Below are 16,588 nucleotides of genomic sequence, written 5' to 3'. Positions count from 1 at the left end.
TTGCTATATGAACGATTCTATTTTCAAATATCTCATTGTTTTAACATCGCCTGAAATTCTCTTATTAGAGCTACTGCGCTGATATTTAAAACTTTATATTTTTAGCTTCAAGCATATCCCATGATTTATCCTACTAATTTGCTACGTGCTTTTGCAGTAGTTTGCTCATGGAGAATATTAAGACAAAAATAAACCGTATTCTTGAATTTACAAAATCCAGAAAACTATTTTAATATATTTTTACTAAAAAGGATATTATTTTTTTTCTGCTGTAGTAATTCAATAAGAATAAATAATACTTTTACTCCATTTTGTTTCTTAGTGAAAATATTATATTGAATAAATTATAAATCAAAGTCAAACTCATTAATTATTAAATGATAAGCAAACTGGGCACTAGTATATGCACAATACTCTTGATAGTCATCGTCTTTTTCTTCATCTGCATAATCTGAAGCTGATTTTATAGAGAGAAATATTGGCTTTGGTTCAATTGTATGATTTGCAGCATAGTATACACCATACCCTTCCATTTCCAACCCCATGAGTTTACGACAATGCTCCTTTAACTTTCCAACTTCCTCTTTGCTTTGAATTACAGCAGGCATGGAGGAAACTGGGCCACAATGTACCTTTAATGTATAAGGTGGTTTGCCATTAGTTGTTGGATATCCAGACGCGATGTTGAAAAAAAGACGCTCGTCTGTTTTTAACTTATTTACACAGTTTATGATTTGTGCATTAAGAACTTCATGCCTATAATCGGGAAGGAATAATTTTCCTTTATCTTTTACATCCTTAATCTTGCCGCTGGCTCCATTCCAAGCTTCAGATGCCACAATTATATCACCGTAATGAATATCTTTACTTGTTGCAGCACATATACCTGTCATGATTATATATCTAGGCCTAAAAGTATATATTAATTTAGAAGTTAAAGTTGCAGATGCGCACATTCCCATTTGTTCTGAATGTGCAGCTACACAACGAATAGTTTTTCCACGTGAATTCTTGAATGTTGTAATATAATATGTATTTGTTTTGTCATTTATAATATTTTTATATTCTTGCCATTCTTGTTCTCCTAATTTAAGGACTTGCGCAAATTCAGGGAATTGTAATGCAGTAATAAATGCAACGTCATAATCATATTGTTTACTATATTTGATTTTATGTTCAATACTTATTAAATATTCAATTTTATCTTTGAGCTTAATTTTCCAGTCATCAGCCATTTCATCATAGTTTAAAATATGATATAGATGCTTCTCAAAATCACGTCTATTAGATTGAGGAATATCCTTATATTTAGTAACGCCTATTACAAAATATGGTTTATAGATATCTTCTTCAATTCTCAAATAACCTAGAAATGATGCTGCATTATCAGGATCAGGAGTATTACCATATCTTTCTGGAATGTATAAATCCAATAGAATTAAATCGTATTGACTCCTTGATAATTTCATTCTTGCAGTTTCTATATCTGATGCGGTCTCTATTTTATTAACATCAAGCTCTGCTATTTCGTTTAAGACTTCTTTTATTTTTCCTATTTTTTCATAGGAATCATCAATTATTAATATTCTAAACATATATTTTTTTTATTATTTTTTTTAATTCCTGTTTCCAATTATCATTTATAGTGGCATAACTGACGTATCCACAATAAATATCTGGACAAAAATTCATTAATCTGCGATTTATATCATCTATAGTCTCATTGCCAATAGTTTCATACTGTGTAAAAATGGTAAAATTAATTCTAATATTTTCACTTGTTAATTCACGAATAATCATTTCCCCTCCATTATCAATTACAGATTTATCTGGATCATTTCTTTCATATACAGGGATATTCATATCAAGCAATAAGAAATCATATAATATAGAATAACATAGCTCTGTAGCTTTGTTATATGAAACAGCTTCATCAATTTGGATATTAGGAAAATTATCGTTGATGAATTTCTTTACATCTGCTAGTTTGTTGGAATCATCCTCTACTACTAATATTTTCATAAGGCATTAAATATGTTGCATCAATTTTTATATCAACTGAAAAATAGTTATCTTTTATATTTAGATCAAAAGCAGAATCATCATATCGCAAAATATTGCGTACGATATTATATGCTTTTATAAGCCCTGAATTTTTCTCATTGCGCGTCATATTCATAGCTTCAGGGTTTAAAAAATCACTTTTTTTAATTTTCAACTTCTCCTCTAGCGAAGGTAGATCATTCTCTTGGATTTTGTTTTTGACTTCGATTGCAATAATATTTGAAGACTCCTTAATTTCAATAATCGGAGAAGTGCTATATCCTGATGCTAATTCATAGTCAATAATGTTATTTAAGAAAATTTGAATTAGATCTCCCAGCTTTTTAAAGAATTCACCTCTAAAAACAATAAAGCTACAACCTATCACTTCTGGAGTGAAATTGCCTACATTTCTATGTATTGCTACACTTTGGATACATGCATCAATTAAATCATTTATAGTAAAATCACTCTCATCACCTTTACTTCTATAGAACCATTTTTTTACTATGTCTATATCTGTTTGCACTCCAGTACGACAAGTTGCTATTAGATCTGAAAAATATGTTATATTACACTCTTTTTCGGCAATACTAGCTACATCCACTTCTAATTTATTTAATTTTAAAATAAATTGTTTTTTTAATATTTCAAGATAATCTCTCATTTTTTCTAGTAATATATCTGTGCATTCCCATAGATGTATAAAAATTGAATCTATAAACTCATTATAGTCTTTAATTTTCGAAATTTCTTCGACGAATCGATAACTTAAATCAAACTCAAACCTTAAATGGTCATAGTTGAATATTGCATCAGCGTGTTGTTTGTCTAGATCATAAGCTTGTACCTGTACAATATCATTCTTTAATGAAAGAATTAAATTATCAATTTCTTTTGTAAATGATAGTAGTATATCCTGAATTGCTTCCTTTTTTACATCTTCAAGTCTTAAAATATTATTGGTTATAAACATATCTCGTGCATACTCTCCTTCACTTGTTATATTGGTCACTAAGTGAGAATTATCAAATTGTCTACGTAATTGATTTATTAAAGTACCATGTCTAATTCTAGTACTTAAGTAGAAATCAAGTCCATTTTTATAACTAACCAAAAATTTACGTCTTATTGTTATGAATATTTGCCGAAAAAGTATGTATTTATATTGTACTTGTTTTATTTTTATATTTAAATCTTGTTCTCCGTCAAAGGCTTGATTAAAATCCAATTCCTCTAATGATTCAATGGATACTTCCTTCGTTTTTATATTTTCATCAATATTTATATAACTTTGGTAAAGTTTGTAAACCTCATCCATTTCCAGTTCTTTTAGAGCTTTTTCATCAACGTAAATCATACTTTGGTCTAATGATTGCACACGTTTACGAATAGTCTTTGTTCTGGTGATTTCTGTCAATTCTGTTAAGTATTTATTATTATTATCAATACCACTAAGTTGTTTTAATATCCTCAATCTCTCATCAAGAACATCGGATGAAGTTGGAAATTGTCGAGTATATAAAGAAAGAATGTTAGGAGTACAAACATGTAATAAAAAGAATTCTACTTCTTTCGATATTTTCTTTGATGGAAATTTTATGTCAGACGGTTTTTTCTCATTTATACTGAATAGATATTTTTTGAAATAATAATAAATAATATAATTAGGAGCATCTACCAACGAAAAAAATATACTGAATTCTAAAGGAATACATTCTTGAGTTAATATTTTCTCTTCTACTTTTTTTACAATATTTTTTGTTTCAATATTACGTACAAATTGTTTGTTTTCGAAGTATGCAGTCACGTATATTTTTATTGCATCAATGATATTATCTACCTCTACAAAGTTATAAAATAAATGAGAAAACGCTTGTTCCCGTATAAAAGATGGCACTTTTTGTGAAAGTATCGTTTGATAATCACTTTCACTAATATCAATGTCTGAGAATTTAATATTTGGTGTCCATAGTGAATAATGTAATAAAGAGACACCATATTTCTCATAAAAGCTCAGTTTGCAAAAAAGTTGTTTCCCAATCCTTAAATGGCTTAAAGTATTTAATTGTATATTAAGTTCATTATAAGATACGGTATAATTAGAATCTCTCTTTAAGTAAGAAAAAAGATTGAGAGCCATTTTTTTGAGCAAACAATTTTCTTCTAAAAAAGCCAAGTCAATATTGTTATATTCCATATATAAATGCGCCTTGATATAAATATCTAAAATATCAATATCACATGGATTATTTTGAATGTAATTAGCAGCTTTTTCTATTAAATAGCTATATTGCTTAGTTCTAAATAAATTCATTAGTAAAATATGTTCAAGAGAGTCTTCTTGTATATTTGACCCTATGCTATAATTAGCATATAATTTGCCTAAAGTAGAATCTTGAACATTATTATTTAAATCCTTAATACATGCTTTTATATCTTCTAAATCACAGTCGTCAAAATCTGAATTTATTAAAATCTCTAATAAAAATTCATATACATCAATTATAGACATTCTTAAGATATTCCAAAAAAGATGTTCATATTTATAAGATGATTGAAATTTTAGAAATTCATATCTAAAAACATCAGAGATTTCATCACTAGAGTTAGACAATCTTATTAACATATTAAGCTCTTGCTTAATCCCTGCTAATGAATATTTTACATCTGCATTTTTCCAAAAGAAAGAAATGAATATAGATAGAAGAGATTTTACTTTAGAATTTAGTTCATCCTTAAAGTCAATAGCTCCCTTAGTACCATATTTCAACTTACTTAGTAATATTCTATTTTCTAAAGACCACATTGAAACACAAATACAGTCAATATCATCAAGTATGGTATAACATCTATCATAATTTCCCAGCAGTATATGCTTTTCAAAATCTTTCCTCTTTTCGAGATAACTATTTATCTCATTTGAAAAATGTATGCATTGTGTGGTGAGACAACCTACCCCGTTGCATAAGTTGGATACCGTAAAATTAATTTTACCCAATAGGTCATTATAATTTTGAGGCAAGAGTGTTTTCAAGTAAATACAAGACTTAAATATAGGAGATATTCTAGTAATAATACGTTTTTGTTCTTTATATTTTAAGTTGGAATATAGCATATTAGCTGAAATATCCTTCTGAACACGTCTATCAAAGAAAGAGTTATAAATAATATCAATATTCTTTTTTTGTCTCATTGCTAATAATAAATATATGTAAATAACAATATTAGATATATCCTTTTAATTGTTTTATAAAAAGGAACTAGATTAGATTTTGAAAAGAAGTGTGTACAATAGATTAGTGGAAGTCCAACCATACACAGTATTCTCTACATAAATTCATATAGTCCTCTAACACAAAGGTAGATAATGTTTTTGATGGACACAAGTTAATCAAAGCATATTTTGTAAGGGATTGGCACAAATTGTAATAGCTTAGATCAGATATGGTAATTCAGGATTTCACAAATGCATTTAATATAGGTTTTCTAAGACATAACTTTTTAGTATATTCTAAGTTGTGATTTCATCAATCTAATCTTGTTTTTTTCTTTAGGTGGTAATAATGTTATCCACTGTCAGTCTTATAAGCGATTTTCGATATTTGAACCACTCCATTGGGTAATGGATTATTTCAGTTCTTAGTTTTTCATTTTCAATCATTTTCTTATCTCTTTCTTCTTTTTGCGCTTCTGTGCCTGTATATCTTCTACCGATGTTGCATCGTAATTATTACCCTCTCCCAATGAAAAGATAGACAAAAGAGGATCTCCACCATTGTTCTTTTGCTGATTGTAAATGTGTTTTGTATCTACCTTACTATTAAGATTGCAAGAAATCATGTTATCTTTTTCACTGGATTGGAATATTCTTATTTTATTTTCGCCAACAAGATATTGTTTTGGTTCTTGTAATTTTTGTTCCTGCATTTTCAGTTTATCATTTATGCTGCCGTTCTTCATGGTATTGGCATACTCAAAGGATTCTGATAATTGACGGTTATAGCCGAATAGCTTGTCAAAACCTTGCTCCGCTTCTTGGAACAGATTCACACGGTCGAAGCCGCCTTTTATTACTCCATTCTTGGTGTCCTTATGATTAGTAAGCGGAGATAGTTTTTTCTTATTGGATTGATCTTTCCGGCCTACAATCAAATGACAGTGCATATTCAAATTGTTATCTGAACGGTTGCGATCAAAATGAATCTTCCCATAAAACTTTATATCTGTTTCGGATAGCCCTTTGTTGAAATTCTTGGCATATTCAGGAATAAATACTTCACGAATATAGCGTTTCATTGCTTCGGTTTGTTCCTGCTCCGTACTACCCATTACTCGGAGCTCCTTTTCCGATGGGCTGACATGAATAGCATAAAACTTAGCATCTGTTTTTAGGAGTTGCCCTATATTACTATCTATATCCTTTATAACCTTTGACTTATAAATGTTATCATCTGTCAGATTGAAAAAGCCTTCGGTATAGATACCTTTTTCCATCCGTTCCAAATCTTCATGTTCCATATAATTAGCTAATTGTCGGCTACTGCCAGCATTATTATATGTTCCGTTTGATGGTGGAGCAAAGTCTATGTGCATAACTACGTATTTATCAGATTGAAGATTTCAGCTTTCAAGTTCTCTTTCCTTTTGCTATCCATCACACCGCAAGAAGATAGTTCTGAATAGAGTTGTATCAGTTGAAGCAACTTTTTATAATCCCGTTGGTGTATCTGGTAAAGTGCATTTATCTGTTTGGACTGATTGTTTATCACATCGGCATGATTGCAGAACTGCTCACTTAGTTTTTTAAGTACGGCTGTTTGTTTCTCCTGACTGGCTTCCAGTTGAGAGAGAATAAAAGTTTCTAATGTTTTGCCGATAGTCTCGAAGCGCAAAGCGATAGAATTTGTTGCTCGTATCATGGGATTCAGTTGTTCTTCCTCGTAGTGACGGATGAAACGGATAATATCATCCTGCCTCTTATTTATTTTTGCCAGTTCCGATTTTACGGATTCAGGTGCTTCGGATGGGTTGATATGTGCCTTATCAATATATCCGAACGCCAACTTTACAACTTCGCTCTTTTTCAGTGAATAGCGTTTGCATATTTTTTCTACCAAAGCTGCCGTTTCTTTGTCTATGGAAATGGTAGTGAATATCGTTTTTCGACTGTTATTTGGCATGGTAATTACTTTTTTATAGAAATATGAATAGATAAATACCTGATAATAAACATTGCAAAGAAAATGCTTATTACAGGTGTCATTACAGCATGTTTTTGTAACACGCTAAAGCCGAAGGCTTTGCCCCGCAGGGCAAGAGGGAGAACAGGACAAAGTCCAGTTTCCTCTTGCTCGATTTAGCGAAACGGGCTGAACCGATAGGTGAAGCAGTTTTTGCTAAATCGGGGTGGTAGCACAGAGAAATAGCCTAAACACAGACTTCTTTCTCTTGCTACCTTTTGCTTTCAAGGCTGATTCTCTAATTGATTGGCTTTTTCAAACTGTTTGTAGGTTTGGAAATCGGCACGTTCACGAACGAAAGACCGAATATCACCAGCACGATAATAAGTTTTCTTTCCGATGGTAAAGAAAGGTAGTTGACCGCTTACCCTATAACGTTGAAGAGTTCGGAAAGATACTTTCAGAAGAAAGGCTAAATTCTGATTATCGAGTATCTTTTCATTATCATCTAATACTTTATCAGTATTGATTAGGGATTTTAAGTCTTTCCCTATTTCAGTAAGTTTCTTGGATAGCTTCTCCATCCATTTCTCAAAGTTTTCGTTGTCTATATACATTTTGCTTCATTTTTTAGTGATACATTATGAATGTCAATCGATTGATGATGCAAAAATCGGCAGAATGGAGAACTAGAAAAAGAGGAGTAGTTACCTACTCCCCTAAAAATAAAATTCAAATAGTTGTAAATAAGAGAATTATAAAACCATTTTGTCTAATGTTTATTAGCTCGTTTACGGGCTTCTTTGTTAATTGCATTCTTTAAAGCATCTAATGTTTTGGTCAGATTGAATGGTTTACGCATAAAAATAGCATCCAGTTTATCGTATATACTTCCAAATTTTAAATTGAAAAGGACTTCAAAACCGTGAGCTAAACGAACTAATGGGACGGGTTTTCCGTCTTTTCCGACTACTTCGCCTAAAAAAGATAACCCTATTACTATTTCAGCAATACCAATAATCCCCAAGTCCTTTGACTTAGGGGTTACATATAGATCTGATTCGAATGTTGGTAAGGTGGGAGAATCAAATGATTCAGGATGCTTAATTTTTAGACTTAATAGTTCCAATTCTACATTGATAATAGCCAGCACTTTATGTAAATAAGAATTTTTAAGCGCATTTTTCCCCCTGCCCGTACTGATATAGCTCTTTTAAGGGTGCTATCTCAATACGAGTGAGATTCAGCATCCGAAAGATATTGGAGTTATCTTTTGAACTGCCAATTATTGCTATGCACCTGATAAATTCGTCATAAGCGTCTTGCATTTCTGTGTCAGTTACTTTTTGTGAGGAATCAGTCAATAAGATGATAATCCTCGTTTTTGATAAATCATTCATAGGCACGAGTGTTTAATAATTAATGAGTATTAATAATCAGACTAAAGTCTGTTACATGTTGCTGAATGATTTCTTTATGTCTTTAAAACATGAATCCAATCTTTATTGAAATAACATGATGGCTTAACTTCTCTGCAAACTCGGCTGTAAACAATGATTGTTTTTGCGTTTTCAGCCGTTCAAGTTTTTGGGATTCATATCCTAAAGCCAAGAATAACTTCTTACTTTTACAAATTGAATATTCTACCCCAACAGACGGATTCAAATAAAAACCTCCATTAGCATTTTTATCCGGTGCAAAACTATACCCAACGCCACATTCTATATAAGGAGTGAATTTTCTAGGCTTTATGATTAACAATTTTGCATCGGCAAATAGCGGAATCAGAGTTTTCTCATAAATAGATAATCCTGTCCCGATACCGACCGATATCCGTTTGTTGATAGCATAATAGCCAAGAGCTTGCCACGTAAACGGAGTGGTTGCCGGCTCGTTCATATCAACCCCTGTTCCTACACTTGTAGCAAGAGTGAAGCGTTCTGTTTGTTGCGCTGTTGCAATGGTAGCAGCGCAACAAACTATAATAATAAGTAGAATAATCTTTTTCATTGGATAATTACAGTTATACGTTTCACAATATGTAAAGCAGTTGTCAGCCCCGATGTATCTTTATTGACTTCTCCGGAACTACCGTCAGGGCTGCTATGCCCCACCAGATTTGCTTCAAATGATTTTTCACCTGACAATAAATCTACATTGGCAGCATATACGATTGCAGGTTGTCCGCTTCCTTCTTTACCTCCTGAATAGTTGGCTTCTCCATCTTTGGCTGATTTAGGGAAGGCTTCATTGAAATCAGTGGAATGATTTATTTCTATTTTTACTACGAACTTCTTTAATGCTGTTGCCAGATTTAATTTTATATCAAAGTTTTCGTGTGGGGTCGCTCCTGATATGCCATCTATTAATGGCTCTTTCTTTGTTGGCAAATAAAGTCCATCATCGTATTTAACTCCACGTGAATAACACCAATGAGGTAGAGCTTCTTTTCGTCGGTTTCCTCCCGATGCTTGCCAAGATTGAGTGGCGATTTTATGAGTTACATAAACCGTTGAAAGATAATTCCCTTGTGTATCTTCCAACCAAATAGCAATTTGAGGTGGGTTCTTTTTATTAATACCCAAAAACAAAGGAAAATCATGCAGCCAATGCTCACCCTGTTCTATGCAGATTTTTACATCTCCTTTCTCATATTCAATTAGTTCCTTTTGGCAGGAACAAAGGCTAATGAGCCATAAATAAATGAATGTCAATCCCATTTTCTTCATGTTAGTTTTATTAAATTGTTATTATATCATTTGTTACTTATCGGGAACATTTCAAGCAAAAAAAAGATTATCTTAATAATGTTTCAATATTCTTACGAGGAGAATAGGGCACTGGATTTGCATAACCTATTCTCAATATCAAGGTAGGATATTCCTTATTAATAGGTGACTCTTTCCGTAGAGCAATCGACAATGTGGTAACTTCACATGGTTGGTTCAGGAAAGCGTAAGAAATTCCTATTTCACTAGTTTTTAATAAAAAGCGTTGAAGGCTTCTCCCTAAATTAAGCCATTCTTCAATGGTATTATTCTGCGTGGTATATATAACGAAATGTGAGGAAGAACCGATTTTCTTCCTATCCGATTTATTTTGCATATTGGATTTTAGGAATAAGCGAACTATGGGGCGTGCAAATATTCCGGGCAATGGCGGGTTTCCGAAAACGAGATAACTTAATCCGTTTTGTGTCTCTGTAACCTGTTTCTTATTAAATCTCATCCACGAAAGTAATTCATTTTTGAAAGCAGCATCATTCATTTGAATTTCATTCCCTTTTAGTATGTATTTGATTATTGTGTCGGCAAATGGTGTACCTATTTCGGCAAAGTAGAATTGAACAGCATCTTCTTTTTGAATGGATTGAAGCTGTTGCAGCATTTCATTCGATACTTTATTACCATTATAGACACTACGGTTTGTTTGCCGTTTTTCTATTTGATGGAATAGAGGATTTTCAACCATGAGGTCATTCTTTGTTAATTCAAGAATGATTCCTTTGATGCTATATTCAACTATTTGAGTTGTATAGCCGAAATGGTTAGCCGCAATACATAGGTTTTCGACTGCACAACCTAAACTAATGAATAACTCCCGGTTATTTCCATCAACGACAGGTAATGCAACCTCGAAGTTTGGAATAACCGTAATTGTATTATCAGCAATGTGAAATTTCCAAGGTTGCGTGTTATGTCCCGAAGGAGCCTTAGAAGCATAGCTGGCTATTTGTATGAAATCAGTGTTCATTTTGAAATATCTTATTGATAAAGACCTCAATTCCTTCGTTTATTTGTTCCCAACCGGAGTTTTCATTTAGGGGGATGCCGTTATATACCGGACAGAAATCTTCCAGCATCACCAGATAAGTAATAGATGCAGTCAAGAGGGAAGCCATTACCGCTATCTCCTTCTGCGGATGTCCTGTTAGTTCACTCACTTTTTTAATAAGGTCTATTCCAACTTTCTCCCGCTGCTCTCTTAGCTTTACGATCATATCATTATTGCAAGATAGTTCCCAGCGATAAAGCCTTTTTAAAGTAGGATTATTCCTTAATTGCTCAATCTGTCCTTGAAACATGCCTTTCACGAATGTAGGTAGTTCTTTACGGCTGGGATATTCAAGTGGGAAATTGAGCCAAAAATCATGTTGCCGTATGTAAGCAGCCATAAGTCCCTCTACCGAGCCAAAATAGCGGTATATCAATATCTTTGAAACACCTGATTGGGTAGCTATAGCGTTAATGCCGATTTTCTCGAAGCCATCTTCGGCAATCATTTTACCGATAGTATCCAGCAACCGTTTTTCAGTAGCTTCCCGATCTCTTTCTCCTGTTATGCTTTTTCCTGCCATTTTATATGTTGTTACTATTTGGGAATAAATATATGTTACTTATCGGAAACATACAAATAATTTGCTTGGTAAATTTGCAGTGGAAGATAGTTTTTTGCTATCAAGCCAATGCTGAACTTACTATGCCATCCCTAGACAGTTTTTAAAACGGCTCTTGATTCTTCTTTCATTTGCCGATGAAAATAGAATCAACACGTTTTATAAACCATTTAAAATTAAAAGAGTATGGAAGTAGTAACCATCGAAAGAAGAACATTTTCGTATGTCTGCGAACGGTTCACCGAGTTTGCCAAACGGATAGAAAGTTTGTGTAGCCCTCATACACAGAAAGTAGAAAATTGGCTGGATAGTCAGGAAGTGTGCCTGTTATTAGGCTTTAGCAAACGAACGTTACAATATTACCGGAGTAGCGGACGATTGGCTTATTCTCAAATAGGCAGTAAGATTTATTATAAATCTGCTGATATTGAAAGAATTATAGCAGACAGTGAAACACAGAATCAATCACCCAAACAAATTACGCCTTATGAAAAGAACTAAAGAAGATTATCCGACCTTCAATTTGTTTTCCATTGTCGGAACATGGGAAAGCATTAATCTGAATCCTACGGTTATTATCTACCGGAACGACAAAGATTATCTTCTTTCTATTATATATGTATCGGAAACCACCAAACAGGCTTCTCCTGCTACGTATGAGATACAAAAAGATAGTAGTCAGTATTTTATTGCCACTGCATCCAAATGGCTCTATATAGATTATGATCCGGCAAAAGATGTACTTAGCATTTCATCACTGGGTGACTATCTGCGTAACTAACTTATCAACCAGCTAATCATATAACTGATTAGCCATCTGGTAATCTTGAAATCAATATTTCAATAAAACAATCTTTCAATCATGGAACTAATAAATAAAGATACACCACAAGTCAAAGAATTTATTTCTTCGCTCGATTCAATGCTGAACGGCATTGAATCTATTGTCAAGCATTACAAACCTCACCTGAACGGGGAATGCTTTCTTTCTAACCATGAAGTTTCCAAGAAACTGAATGTCAGTTTGCGAACCTTGCAAGAATGGCGAGATACAGGATTAATCCCCTTTATCCAGATAAAAGGCAAAATCATCTACCGCCAAAGTGATATTGACAAACTGCTCCAAAAGCACTACTTTGAAAGTTGGAAAGAATAGCCTATCAGCCCCGAAAACATTGTTTTTCGGAATTTAATTTGAATCATTGACTTTTCCAGTGAAGTATTTAGTCTGTGCAAGTCTTTAGATGAAAATACGCTCGAACATAGTGAGAGGAAGATTTTCTTCTAAACCGAAGGCTTGGACTTGAACAGGCTAAATACAGAACATTACCTTTGTCAATGCTTCATATTGAGTTCTGAAAAACTTACTTTAAAAGAAAAGGATTGAGAAAATGAATTTTGAAAAGTAATTTATATATGGATATAGTAGCAATAGAAAGAGTTTCCTTCGATTCTTTTAGAAAGAAGCTGGAACAGATTATATCATTAGCAGATAATACTTCTTTATCTTCCTCTGATATGTGTATTGAGAAAGAATGGATAGAGGGCAAGACATTGGCAGCTTCCTTAAATATTTCTTTGAGAACATTACAGTCTCTACGGGAGAGTGGCAAACTTTCTTTTTCGGCTGTTGGCAAGAAAGTATATTATAAGGTTGCCGAAGTACAAAAATTATTGGATTCAGGTAGAATAAAAGTAACCATTAAAGAATAATTGCTTATGGATTTGTACACGAATGAGGATAGCCAAGAATTATTGCAATCGTTGGATAGGGCTTTACCTTATATAGAATATGCATTGAAGAATAATAAGCCCATGTTTGAGGGTGAACGGTATCTGACAAGTGAAGAACTTTGTTCCATTCTCAAAATCAGCCGTAGGACTTTACAGCATTATCGGGATGATGGCATTTTCCCTTTTATTCAACTTCCGGGCAAAGTGCTGTTTCGTGAATCGGATATTAGGAAGGTTTTGGAAGATAGGTTTCGTTCTGCCTATAATATAGAAGATTATTCTCTTTAGCTTTTAATATAATGAAGATAGATAAACGGCTACCGTCCGAATGGATTAGGTAGCCGTTTTCATCTTTAGGTCGTTTTAGTAGAGAAGTTCTCCCGTACATTCTGCATATCCCGGAGAATACTCTGATCTAATACTTTAGCGTATCGCTGTGTCATTTTCGTATTGGTATGACCGAGCATCTTAGATACATTTTCCAATGAAACATTGTTAGCTAGCGTAACAACAGTCGAAAAAGTATGACGCCCTGTATGAGTGGTTAGGTTCTTCTTAATTCCGCAGAAATCAGCTATTTCCTTTAAATAACTGTTTGCCTTTTGGTTGCATGGAACGGGCAATAATGTACCTTTCTTTTCGCAAAGCGGATAGCCTTTGTACTTATCCAATATCGCTAACGGAATATCCAAAAGTGGAATGTTACACATGATTTTTGTCTTTTGGCGGGCTTTTCTTATCCAGACGTTCCCTTGATTGTCTGTTACCAAATGTTCGGGTTTCAATTCCGATACATCTATGAACGCTAATCCAGTCCAACACTGGAATAAGAAAATATCACGTACCAATTCCAAGCGTGGTACATTGAAAACTTTAGTTCGTAAAATCTCTAATTCTTCTTTGGTTAGAAACTCCTTATGTACTTCCTGCTCATGGAAATGGATATTCATAAACGGATTTTTATCTATCCAGTCATTTGCAAGAGCCATGTTAGTAATCTTCTTGACTACTTTCATGTAGCGAATAACGGTATTCTCTTGCAGATTCTTTTTTGATTTCAAGAAATGAATATAGTCCTGAATGATGGCATTATTTATTTCTTTCATCGGAATATCCTTTAGATGGTACTGTTTTAGAAGCATTTCTCTAAAATACTTCAAGCATGTATCAAAACGGGAGATAGTGACCTTTGCGTAATCCTTGCCTATCAGTTCCCTGCATTTGTCGTTATGTTCTTGGAATACTTCAAAGAACATTTTATGCTTTTCATCCAGTCCAAGAAAACGTTTTTTGATTTCCATCGGATTAATAAGTTTGTTTTCATCTTCCAAAGTCCGATGAATCTCATACAAGCGTAATTTTACCGATTCCAGATAACGGTTTACTTCTACTGATTTAGAATCTTTACCTGTACACCGTTCTTTGGCTTGTGACCAGAGTTCAGGCTTAACGGTTCGTTTTAGCTGCATTTCAGCTAATTGGCCTTGAATAGTTATCCGCAACATGATAGGTGTTTCACCTGATTTTACTGTTCTTGTTTTGCGGATGAAGAACAGCACGTTGAAAGTCTGTCGTTTCATACTCTAAAAATTAATGTTTAAAGTTACTGAATCGTGCAGAATAGCAAGAATCAAAAGATAAGACAATCAACGACTTACGGTACAATTCGTGGACATTTTTTTCGAGACTAAAATTGTCCACGATTTAGCACTACGGAAGTGCGTTATTTTGCCGAAAATATGCGGATTAGGAGAAAAAGAAAATCCCTGAAATGTTTAATTTTCAGGGATTTACCAAATTTGAAGTCTTTTAAAAGTGGTGCCACCAGCAACTGAAACCGGGTTGATATAGCACTATCTTTCAGTAAGTTATATCTTTGCTACGATGTAAGTCCCTTGAATAAGGTTTTCACAGCTTTGCACCGTTCAACACAAGTTTGTATCTTGGGTACGATTTCTGAATGCAAAGATAGAGATTTATTCATAAAGTTAAAGGAAATCACATCTTTTGTTGATTAGTATTTGTATATTCATCTATTATCCTATTAAAATTATCATTTTCTTTTTGTAAATAGTCTGCACATTTCTCATTAATCAGATTGAATGCTGATAATTCTTCTGCAAGAAACAATTCATTATGAATTACAATTACATTCTCGTTTTTAAATTTGAAACGGGAAATAAATCCTCCTTTGTATGGTTGGTTTATATCATGTTCTTTGAAATAATTATCATATATTCCTTCTCCATATGTAATAGATTTATCATCTCCTTTAAAAACAATATTGGATGTAAAGTTAAAAAGACCATTACCAAATATGATATTTGTTATATGTTCTGAGAATGTTATAAATAATACTGCAATTCTTTCTTTAATGTCTAATAGATGAATTTGCTTATAAATATCATCAAGGTTATTTCTATTTATACATTGATAATGAATAAGATAAAATACAGCTTCGTTCTGTTCCTCATACTGATTGAAATATTGGTAATATTCTTTATAGAGAGTTGATTGCTTATATAACTCAAATATATCATTTCCTATATATGTTTCGATAAATTCATCACTGTATGGTTCTGTAATCATTTCACGTGTTTTTCGAAAAATAGTCTCATCGTTTAATAATGCAGGCATTGGGTCTATAACAATTCTCCATATAGCAACAGCACCAATACAAGCCTTTAAACAATAGGTGAAAAATTTTATCAATTGTTCTTCTTTATATATTTTACGCCCTTCAAAACTATATCTCATAGTATACATTGTAGAAAATCCCTGTTTATGGATATATTTATTCATTTTTTCCATAATAGAACGTAGTTTCTCAAAATATGGTTTGAGTAATCCTTCTCTTAGTTCCTTGTAATCTTCTAATTGTTCTTTTAAGGATTTAACCATAGTGTGTTGCTCAAACCCACTTTGTTTTTTATTCCATTTATCTATGATAGATTTATTTTCATTCAAATATAAAGAAGTTACTGATATTTCAAAAGACTGGCGTAAACTGTAAAAAGCACAATCAAAATATCCATCACAAAATAAGTTAATAGCGTTAATCAACATTCTTCCTGCTTCTTGAAAGAACATATTTGTTTGTCTTGCATCCAATAGTCCTGTATCTGCATAAAAAATATTGTCAACATCATATATGTATTTTTCTGCGAATGGTAACTTTATTGGATGAACTTTTCTGAAATCAAATTCATTAAATTCAATTTGAGCCATATTT

At 32.8% G+C, this 16,588-nt stretch carries 19 protein-coding genes; 5 read left to right on the top strand and 14 right to left on the bottom strand.

The window, feature by feature from the left end:
* Positions 1-344: 344 nt before the first annotated feature.
* The 12 genes from HMPREF1536_RS03720 to HMPREF1536_RS03665 all read right to left on the bottom strand — a co-directional run bounded on the left by HMPREF1536_RS03720 (position 345) and on the right by HMPREF1536_RS03665 (position 11,583).
* Complete coding sequence (locus HMPREF1536_RS03720; RefSeq protein WP_028727054.1) at positions 345-1,595, bottom strand: phosphorylase family protein; 1,251 nt, start codon at positions 1,593-1,595, stop codon at positions 345-347.
* Positions 1,588-2,022: a response regulator gene (locus HMPREF1536_RS03715; RefSeq protein ID WP_028727055.1), complete on the bottom strand. Its 435-nt coding sequence runs from the start codon at positions 2,020-2,022 to the stop codon at positions 1,588-1,590. Before HMPREF1536_RS03715 ends, HMPREF1536_RS03720 begins: the two co-directional genes overlap by 8 nt.
* Positions 1,997-5,239 (bottom strand): hypothetical protein, encoded by a 3,243-nt coding sequence (locus HMPREF1536_RS03710; RefSeq protein ID WP_028727056.1) that lies wholly within the window; start codon positions 5,237-5,239, stop codon positions 1,997-1,999. The genes HMPREF1536_RS03715 and HMPREF1536_RS03710 overlap by 26 nt, the downstream gene beginning before the upstream one ends.
* Positions 5,240-5,703: 464 nt before the next feature.
* Positions 5,704-6,639 (bottom strand): DUF5712 family protein, encoded by a 936-nt coding sequence (locus HMPREF1536_RS03705; protein WP_028727057.1) that lies wholly within the window; start codon positions 6,637-6,639, stop codon positions 5,704-5,706.
* A gap of 2 nt (positions 6,640-6,641) precedes the next feature.
* Positions 6,642-7,226 carry a BfmA/BtgA family mobilization protein gene (locus HMPREF1536_RS03700; protein WP_028727058.1) on the bottom strand — a complete coding sequence of 195 codons (585 nt, stop codon included), beginning with the start codon at positions 7,224-7,226 and terminating at the stop codon, positions 6,642-6,644.
* 284 nt (positions 7,227-7,510) lie between these two features.
* Positions 7,511-7,843, bottom strand: a complete 333-nt coding sequence (locus HMPREF1536_RS03695; protein WP_028727059.1) for a helix-turn-helix domain-containing protein — start codon at positions 7,841-7,843, stop codon at positions 7,511-7,513.
* Between the two features lie 155 nt (positions 7,844-7,998).
* Positions 7,999-8,379 carry a hypothetical protein gene (locus HMPREF1536_RS03690; RefSeq protein WP_028727060.1) on the bottom strand — a complete coding sequence of 127 codons (381 nt, stop codon included), beginning with the start codon at positions 8,377-8,379 and terminating at the stop codon, positions 7,999-8,001.
* A 19-nt stretch (positions 8,380-8,398) separates the two neighbouring features.
* Positions 8,399-8,626, bottom strand: coding sequence for a hypothetical protein (locus HMPREF1536_RS03685; RefSeq protein WP_044191744.1), 228 nt, complete (start codon positions 8,624-8,626; stop codon positions 8,399-8,401).
* Between the two features lie 82 nt (positions 8,627-8,708).
* Positions 8,709-9,236 carry a hypothetical protein gene (locus tag HMPREF1536_RS03680; RefSeq protein ID WP_028727062.1) on the bottom strand — a complete coding sequence of 176 codons (528 nt, stop codon included), beginning with the start codon at positions 9,234-9,236 and terminating at the stop codon, positions 8,709-8,711.
* Positions 9,233-9,955, bottom strand: a complete 723-nt coding sequence (locus tag HMPREF1536_RS03675) for a T9SS type B sorting domain-containing protein (RefSeq protein WP_028727063.1) — start codon at positions 9,953-9,955, stop codon at positions 9,233-9,235. Before HMPREF1536_RS03675 ends, HMPREF1536_RS03680 begins: the two co-directional genes overlap by 4 nt.
* A gap of 67 nt (positions 9,956-10,022) precedes the next feature.
* A complete protein-coding gene (locus HMPREF1536_RS03670; protein ID WP_028727064.1) occupies positions 10,023-10,979 on the bottom strand; it encodes an Acg family FMN-binding oxidoreductase in 957 nt (318 codons plus the stop codon).
* Positions 10,969-11,583, bottom strand: coding sequence for a TetR/AcrR family transcriptional regulator (locus HMPREF1536_RS03665; protein WP_028727065.1), 615 nt, complete (start codon positions 11,581-11,583; stop codon positions 10,969-10,971). Before HMPREF1536_RS03665 ends, HMPREF1536_RS03670 begins: the two co-directional genes overlap by 11 nt.
* Before the next feature lie 225 nt (positions 11,584-11,808).
* Here HMPREF1536_RS03665 and HMPREF1536_RS03660 point away from each other — a divergent pair, with 225 nt between their 5' ends.
* The 5 genes from HMPREF1536_RS03660 to HMPREF1536_RS03640 all read left to right on the top strand — a co-directional run bounded on the left by HMPREF1536_RS03660 (position 11,809) and on the right by HMPREF1536_RS03640 (position 13,644).
* Positions 11,809-12,123: a helix-turn-helix domain-containing protein gene (locus HMPREF1536_RS03660; RefSeq protein WP_028727066.1), complete on the top strand. Its 315-nt coding sequence runs from the start codon at positions 11,809-11,811 to the stop codon at positions 12,121-12,123.
* The gene (locus HMPREF1536_RS03655; protein WP_028727067.1) at positions 12,110-12,403 is read left to right on the top strand and encodes a DUF3876 domain-containing protein; all 294 of its coding nucleotides are present in this window, start codon (positions 12,110-12,112) and stop codon (positions 12,401-12,403) included. The genes HMPREF1536_RS03660 and HMPREF1536_RS03655 overlap by 14 nt, the downstream gene beginning before the upstream one ends.
* 81 nt (positions 12,404-12,484) lie before the next feature.
* Entirely contained in the window at positions 12,485-12,778 is a 294-nt protein-coding gene (locus tag HMPREF1536_RS03650; RefSeq protein WP_028727068.1) for a helix-turn-helix domain-containing protein, read from the top strand.
* Between the two features lie 260 nt (positions 12,779-13,038).
* Complete coding sequence (locus HMPREF1536_RS03645) at positions 13,039-13,335, top strand: helix-turn-helix domain-containing protein (RefSeq protein ID WP_008779419.1); 297 nt, start codon at positions 13,039-13,041, stop codon at positions 13,333-13,335.
* A gap of 6 nt (positions 13,336-13,341) precedes the next feature.
* The gene (locus tag HMPREF1536_RS03640; RefSeq protein WP_028727069.1) at positions 13,342-13,644 is read left to right on the top strand and encodes a helix-turn-helix domain-containing protein; all 303 of its coding nucleotides are present in this window, start codon (positions 13,342-13,344) and stop codon (positions 13,642-13,644) included.
* Positions 13,645-13,709: 65 nt separating this feature from the next.
* Here the strand turns inward: HMPREF1536_RS03640 and HMPREF1536_RS03635 are convergent, their stop codons facing one another.
* The gene (locus HMPREF1536_RS03635; protein ID WP_028727070.1) at positions 13,710-14,936 is read right to left on the bottom strand and encodes a site-specific integrase; all 1,227 of its coding nucleotides are present in this window, start codon (positions 14,934-14,936) and stop codon (positions 13,710-13,712) included.
* Between the two features lie 418 nt (positions 14,937-15,354).
* Positions 15,355-16,584 (bottom strand): hypothetical protein, encoded by a 1,230-nt coding sequence (locus HMPREF1536_RS03630; protein WP_052349800.1) that lies wholly within the window; start codon positions 16,582-16,584, stop codon positions 15,355-15,357.
* Positions 16,585-16,588: the final 4 nt, after the last annotated feature.

The sequence above is a fragment of the Parabacteroides gordonii MS-1 = DSM 23371 genome, from assembly GCF_000969825.1.
GTDB lineage: Bacteria > Bacteroidota > Bacteroidia > Bacteroidales > Tannerellaceae > Parabacteroides > Parabacteroides gordonii.
Note: the sequence above shows the minus strand (reverse complement) of the source record. Positions and strands in the feature narration are given on the sequence as shown.

Bases quoted from the DNA above. Each gene is read 5' to 3' on its own strand.
- HMPREF1536_RS03715 (WP_028727055.1), bottom strand. From the start codon at position 2,022: ATGAAAATATTAGTAGTAGAGGATGATTCCAACAAACTAGCAGATGTA.
- HMPREF1536_RS03695 (WP_028727059.1), bottom strand. From the start codon at position 7,843: ATGTATATAGACAACGAAAACTTTGAGAAATGGATGGAGAAGCTATCC.
- HMPREF1536_RS03655 (WP_028727067.1), top strand. From the start codon at position 12,110: ATGAAAAGAACTAAAGAAGATTATCCGACCTTCAATTTGTTTTCCATT.
- HMPREF1536_RS03710 (WP_028727056.1), bottom strand. From the start codon at position 5,239: ATGAGACAAAAAAAGAATATTGATATTATTTATAACTCTTTCTTTGAT.
- HMPREF1536_RS03630 (WP_052349800.1), bottom strand. From the start codon at position 16,584: ATGGCTCAAATTGAATTTAATGAATTTGATTTCAGAAAAGTTCATCCA.
- HMPREF1536_RS03660 (WP_028727066.1), top strand. From the start codon at position 11,809: ATGGAAGTAGTAACCATCGAAAGAAGAACATTTTCGTATGTCTGCGAA.
- HMPREF1536_RS03705 (WP_028727057.1), bottom strand. From the start codon at position 6,639: ATGCACATAGACTTTGCTCCACCATCAAACGGAACATATAATAATGCT.
- HMPREF1536_RS03680 (WP_028727062.1), bottom strand. From the start codon at position 9,236: ATGAAAAAGATTATTCTACTTATTATTATAGTTTGTTGCGCTGCTACC.
- HMPREF1536_RS03665 (WP_028727065.1), bottom strand. From the start codon at position 11,583: ATGGCAGGAAAAAGCATAACAGGAGAAAGAGATCGGGAAGCTACTGAA.
- HMPREF1536_RS03650 (WP_028727068.1), top strand. From the start codon at position 12,485: ATGGAACTAATAAATAAAGATACACCACAAGTCAAAGAATTTATTTCT.
- HMPREF1536_RS03640 (WP_028727069.1), top strand. From the start codon at position 13,342: ATGGATTTGTACACGAATGAGGATAGCCAAGAATTATTGCAATCGTTG.
- HMPREF1536_RS03720 (WP_028727054.1), bottom strand. From the start codon at position 1,595: ATGTTTAGAATATTAATAATTGATGATTCCTATGAAAAAATAGGAAAA.
- HMPREF1536_RS03700 (WP_028727058.1), bottom strand. From the start codon at position 7,226: ATGCCAAATAACAGTCGAAAAACGATATTCACTACCATTTCCATAGAC.
- HMPREF1536_RS03645 (WP_008779419.1), top strand. From the start codon at position 13,039: ATGGATATAGTAGCAATAGAAAGAGTTTCCTTCGATTCTTTTAGAAAG.
- HMPREF1536_RS03685 (WP_044191744.1), bottom strand. From the start codon at position 8,626: ATGAATGATTTATCAAAAACGAGGATTATCATCTTATTGACTGATTCC.
- HMPREF1536_RS03675 (WP_028727063.1), bottom strand. From the start codon at position 9,955: ATGAAGAAAATGGGATTGACATTCATTTATTTATGGCTCATTAGCCTT.
- HMPREF1536_RS03670 (WP_028727064.1), bottom strand. From the start codon at position 10,979: ATGAACACTGATTTCATACAAATAGCCAGCTATGCTTCTAAGGCTCCT.
- HMPREF1536_RS03635 (WP_028727070.1), bottom strand. From the start codon at position 14,936: ATGAAACGACAGACTTTCAACGTGCTGTTCTTCATCCGCAAAACAAGA.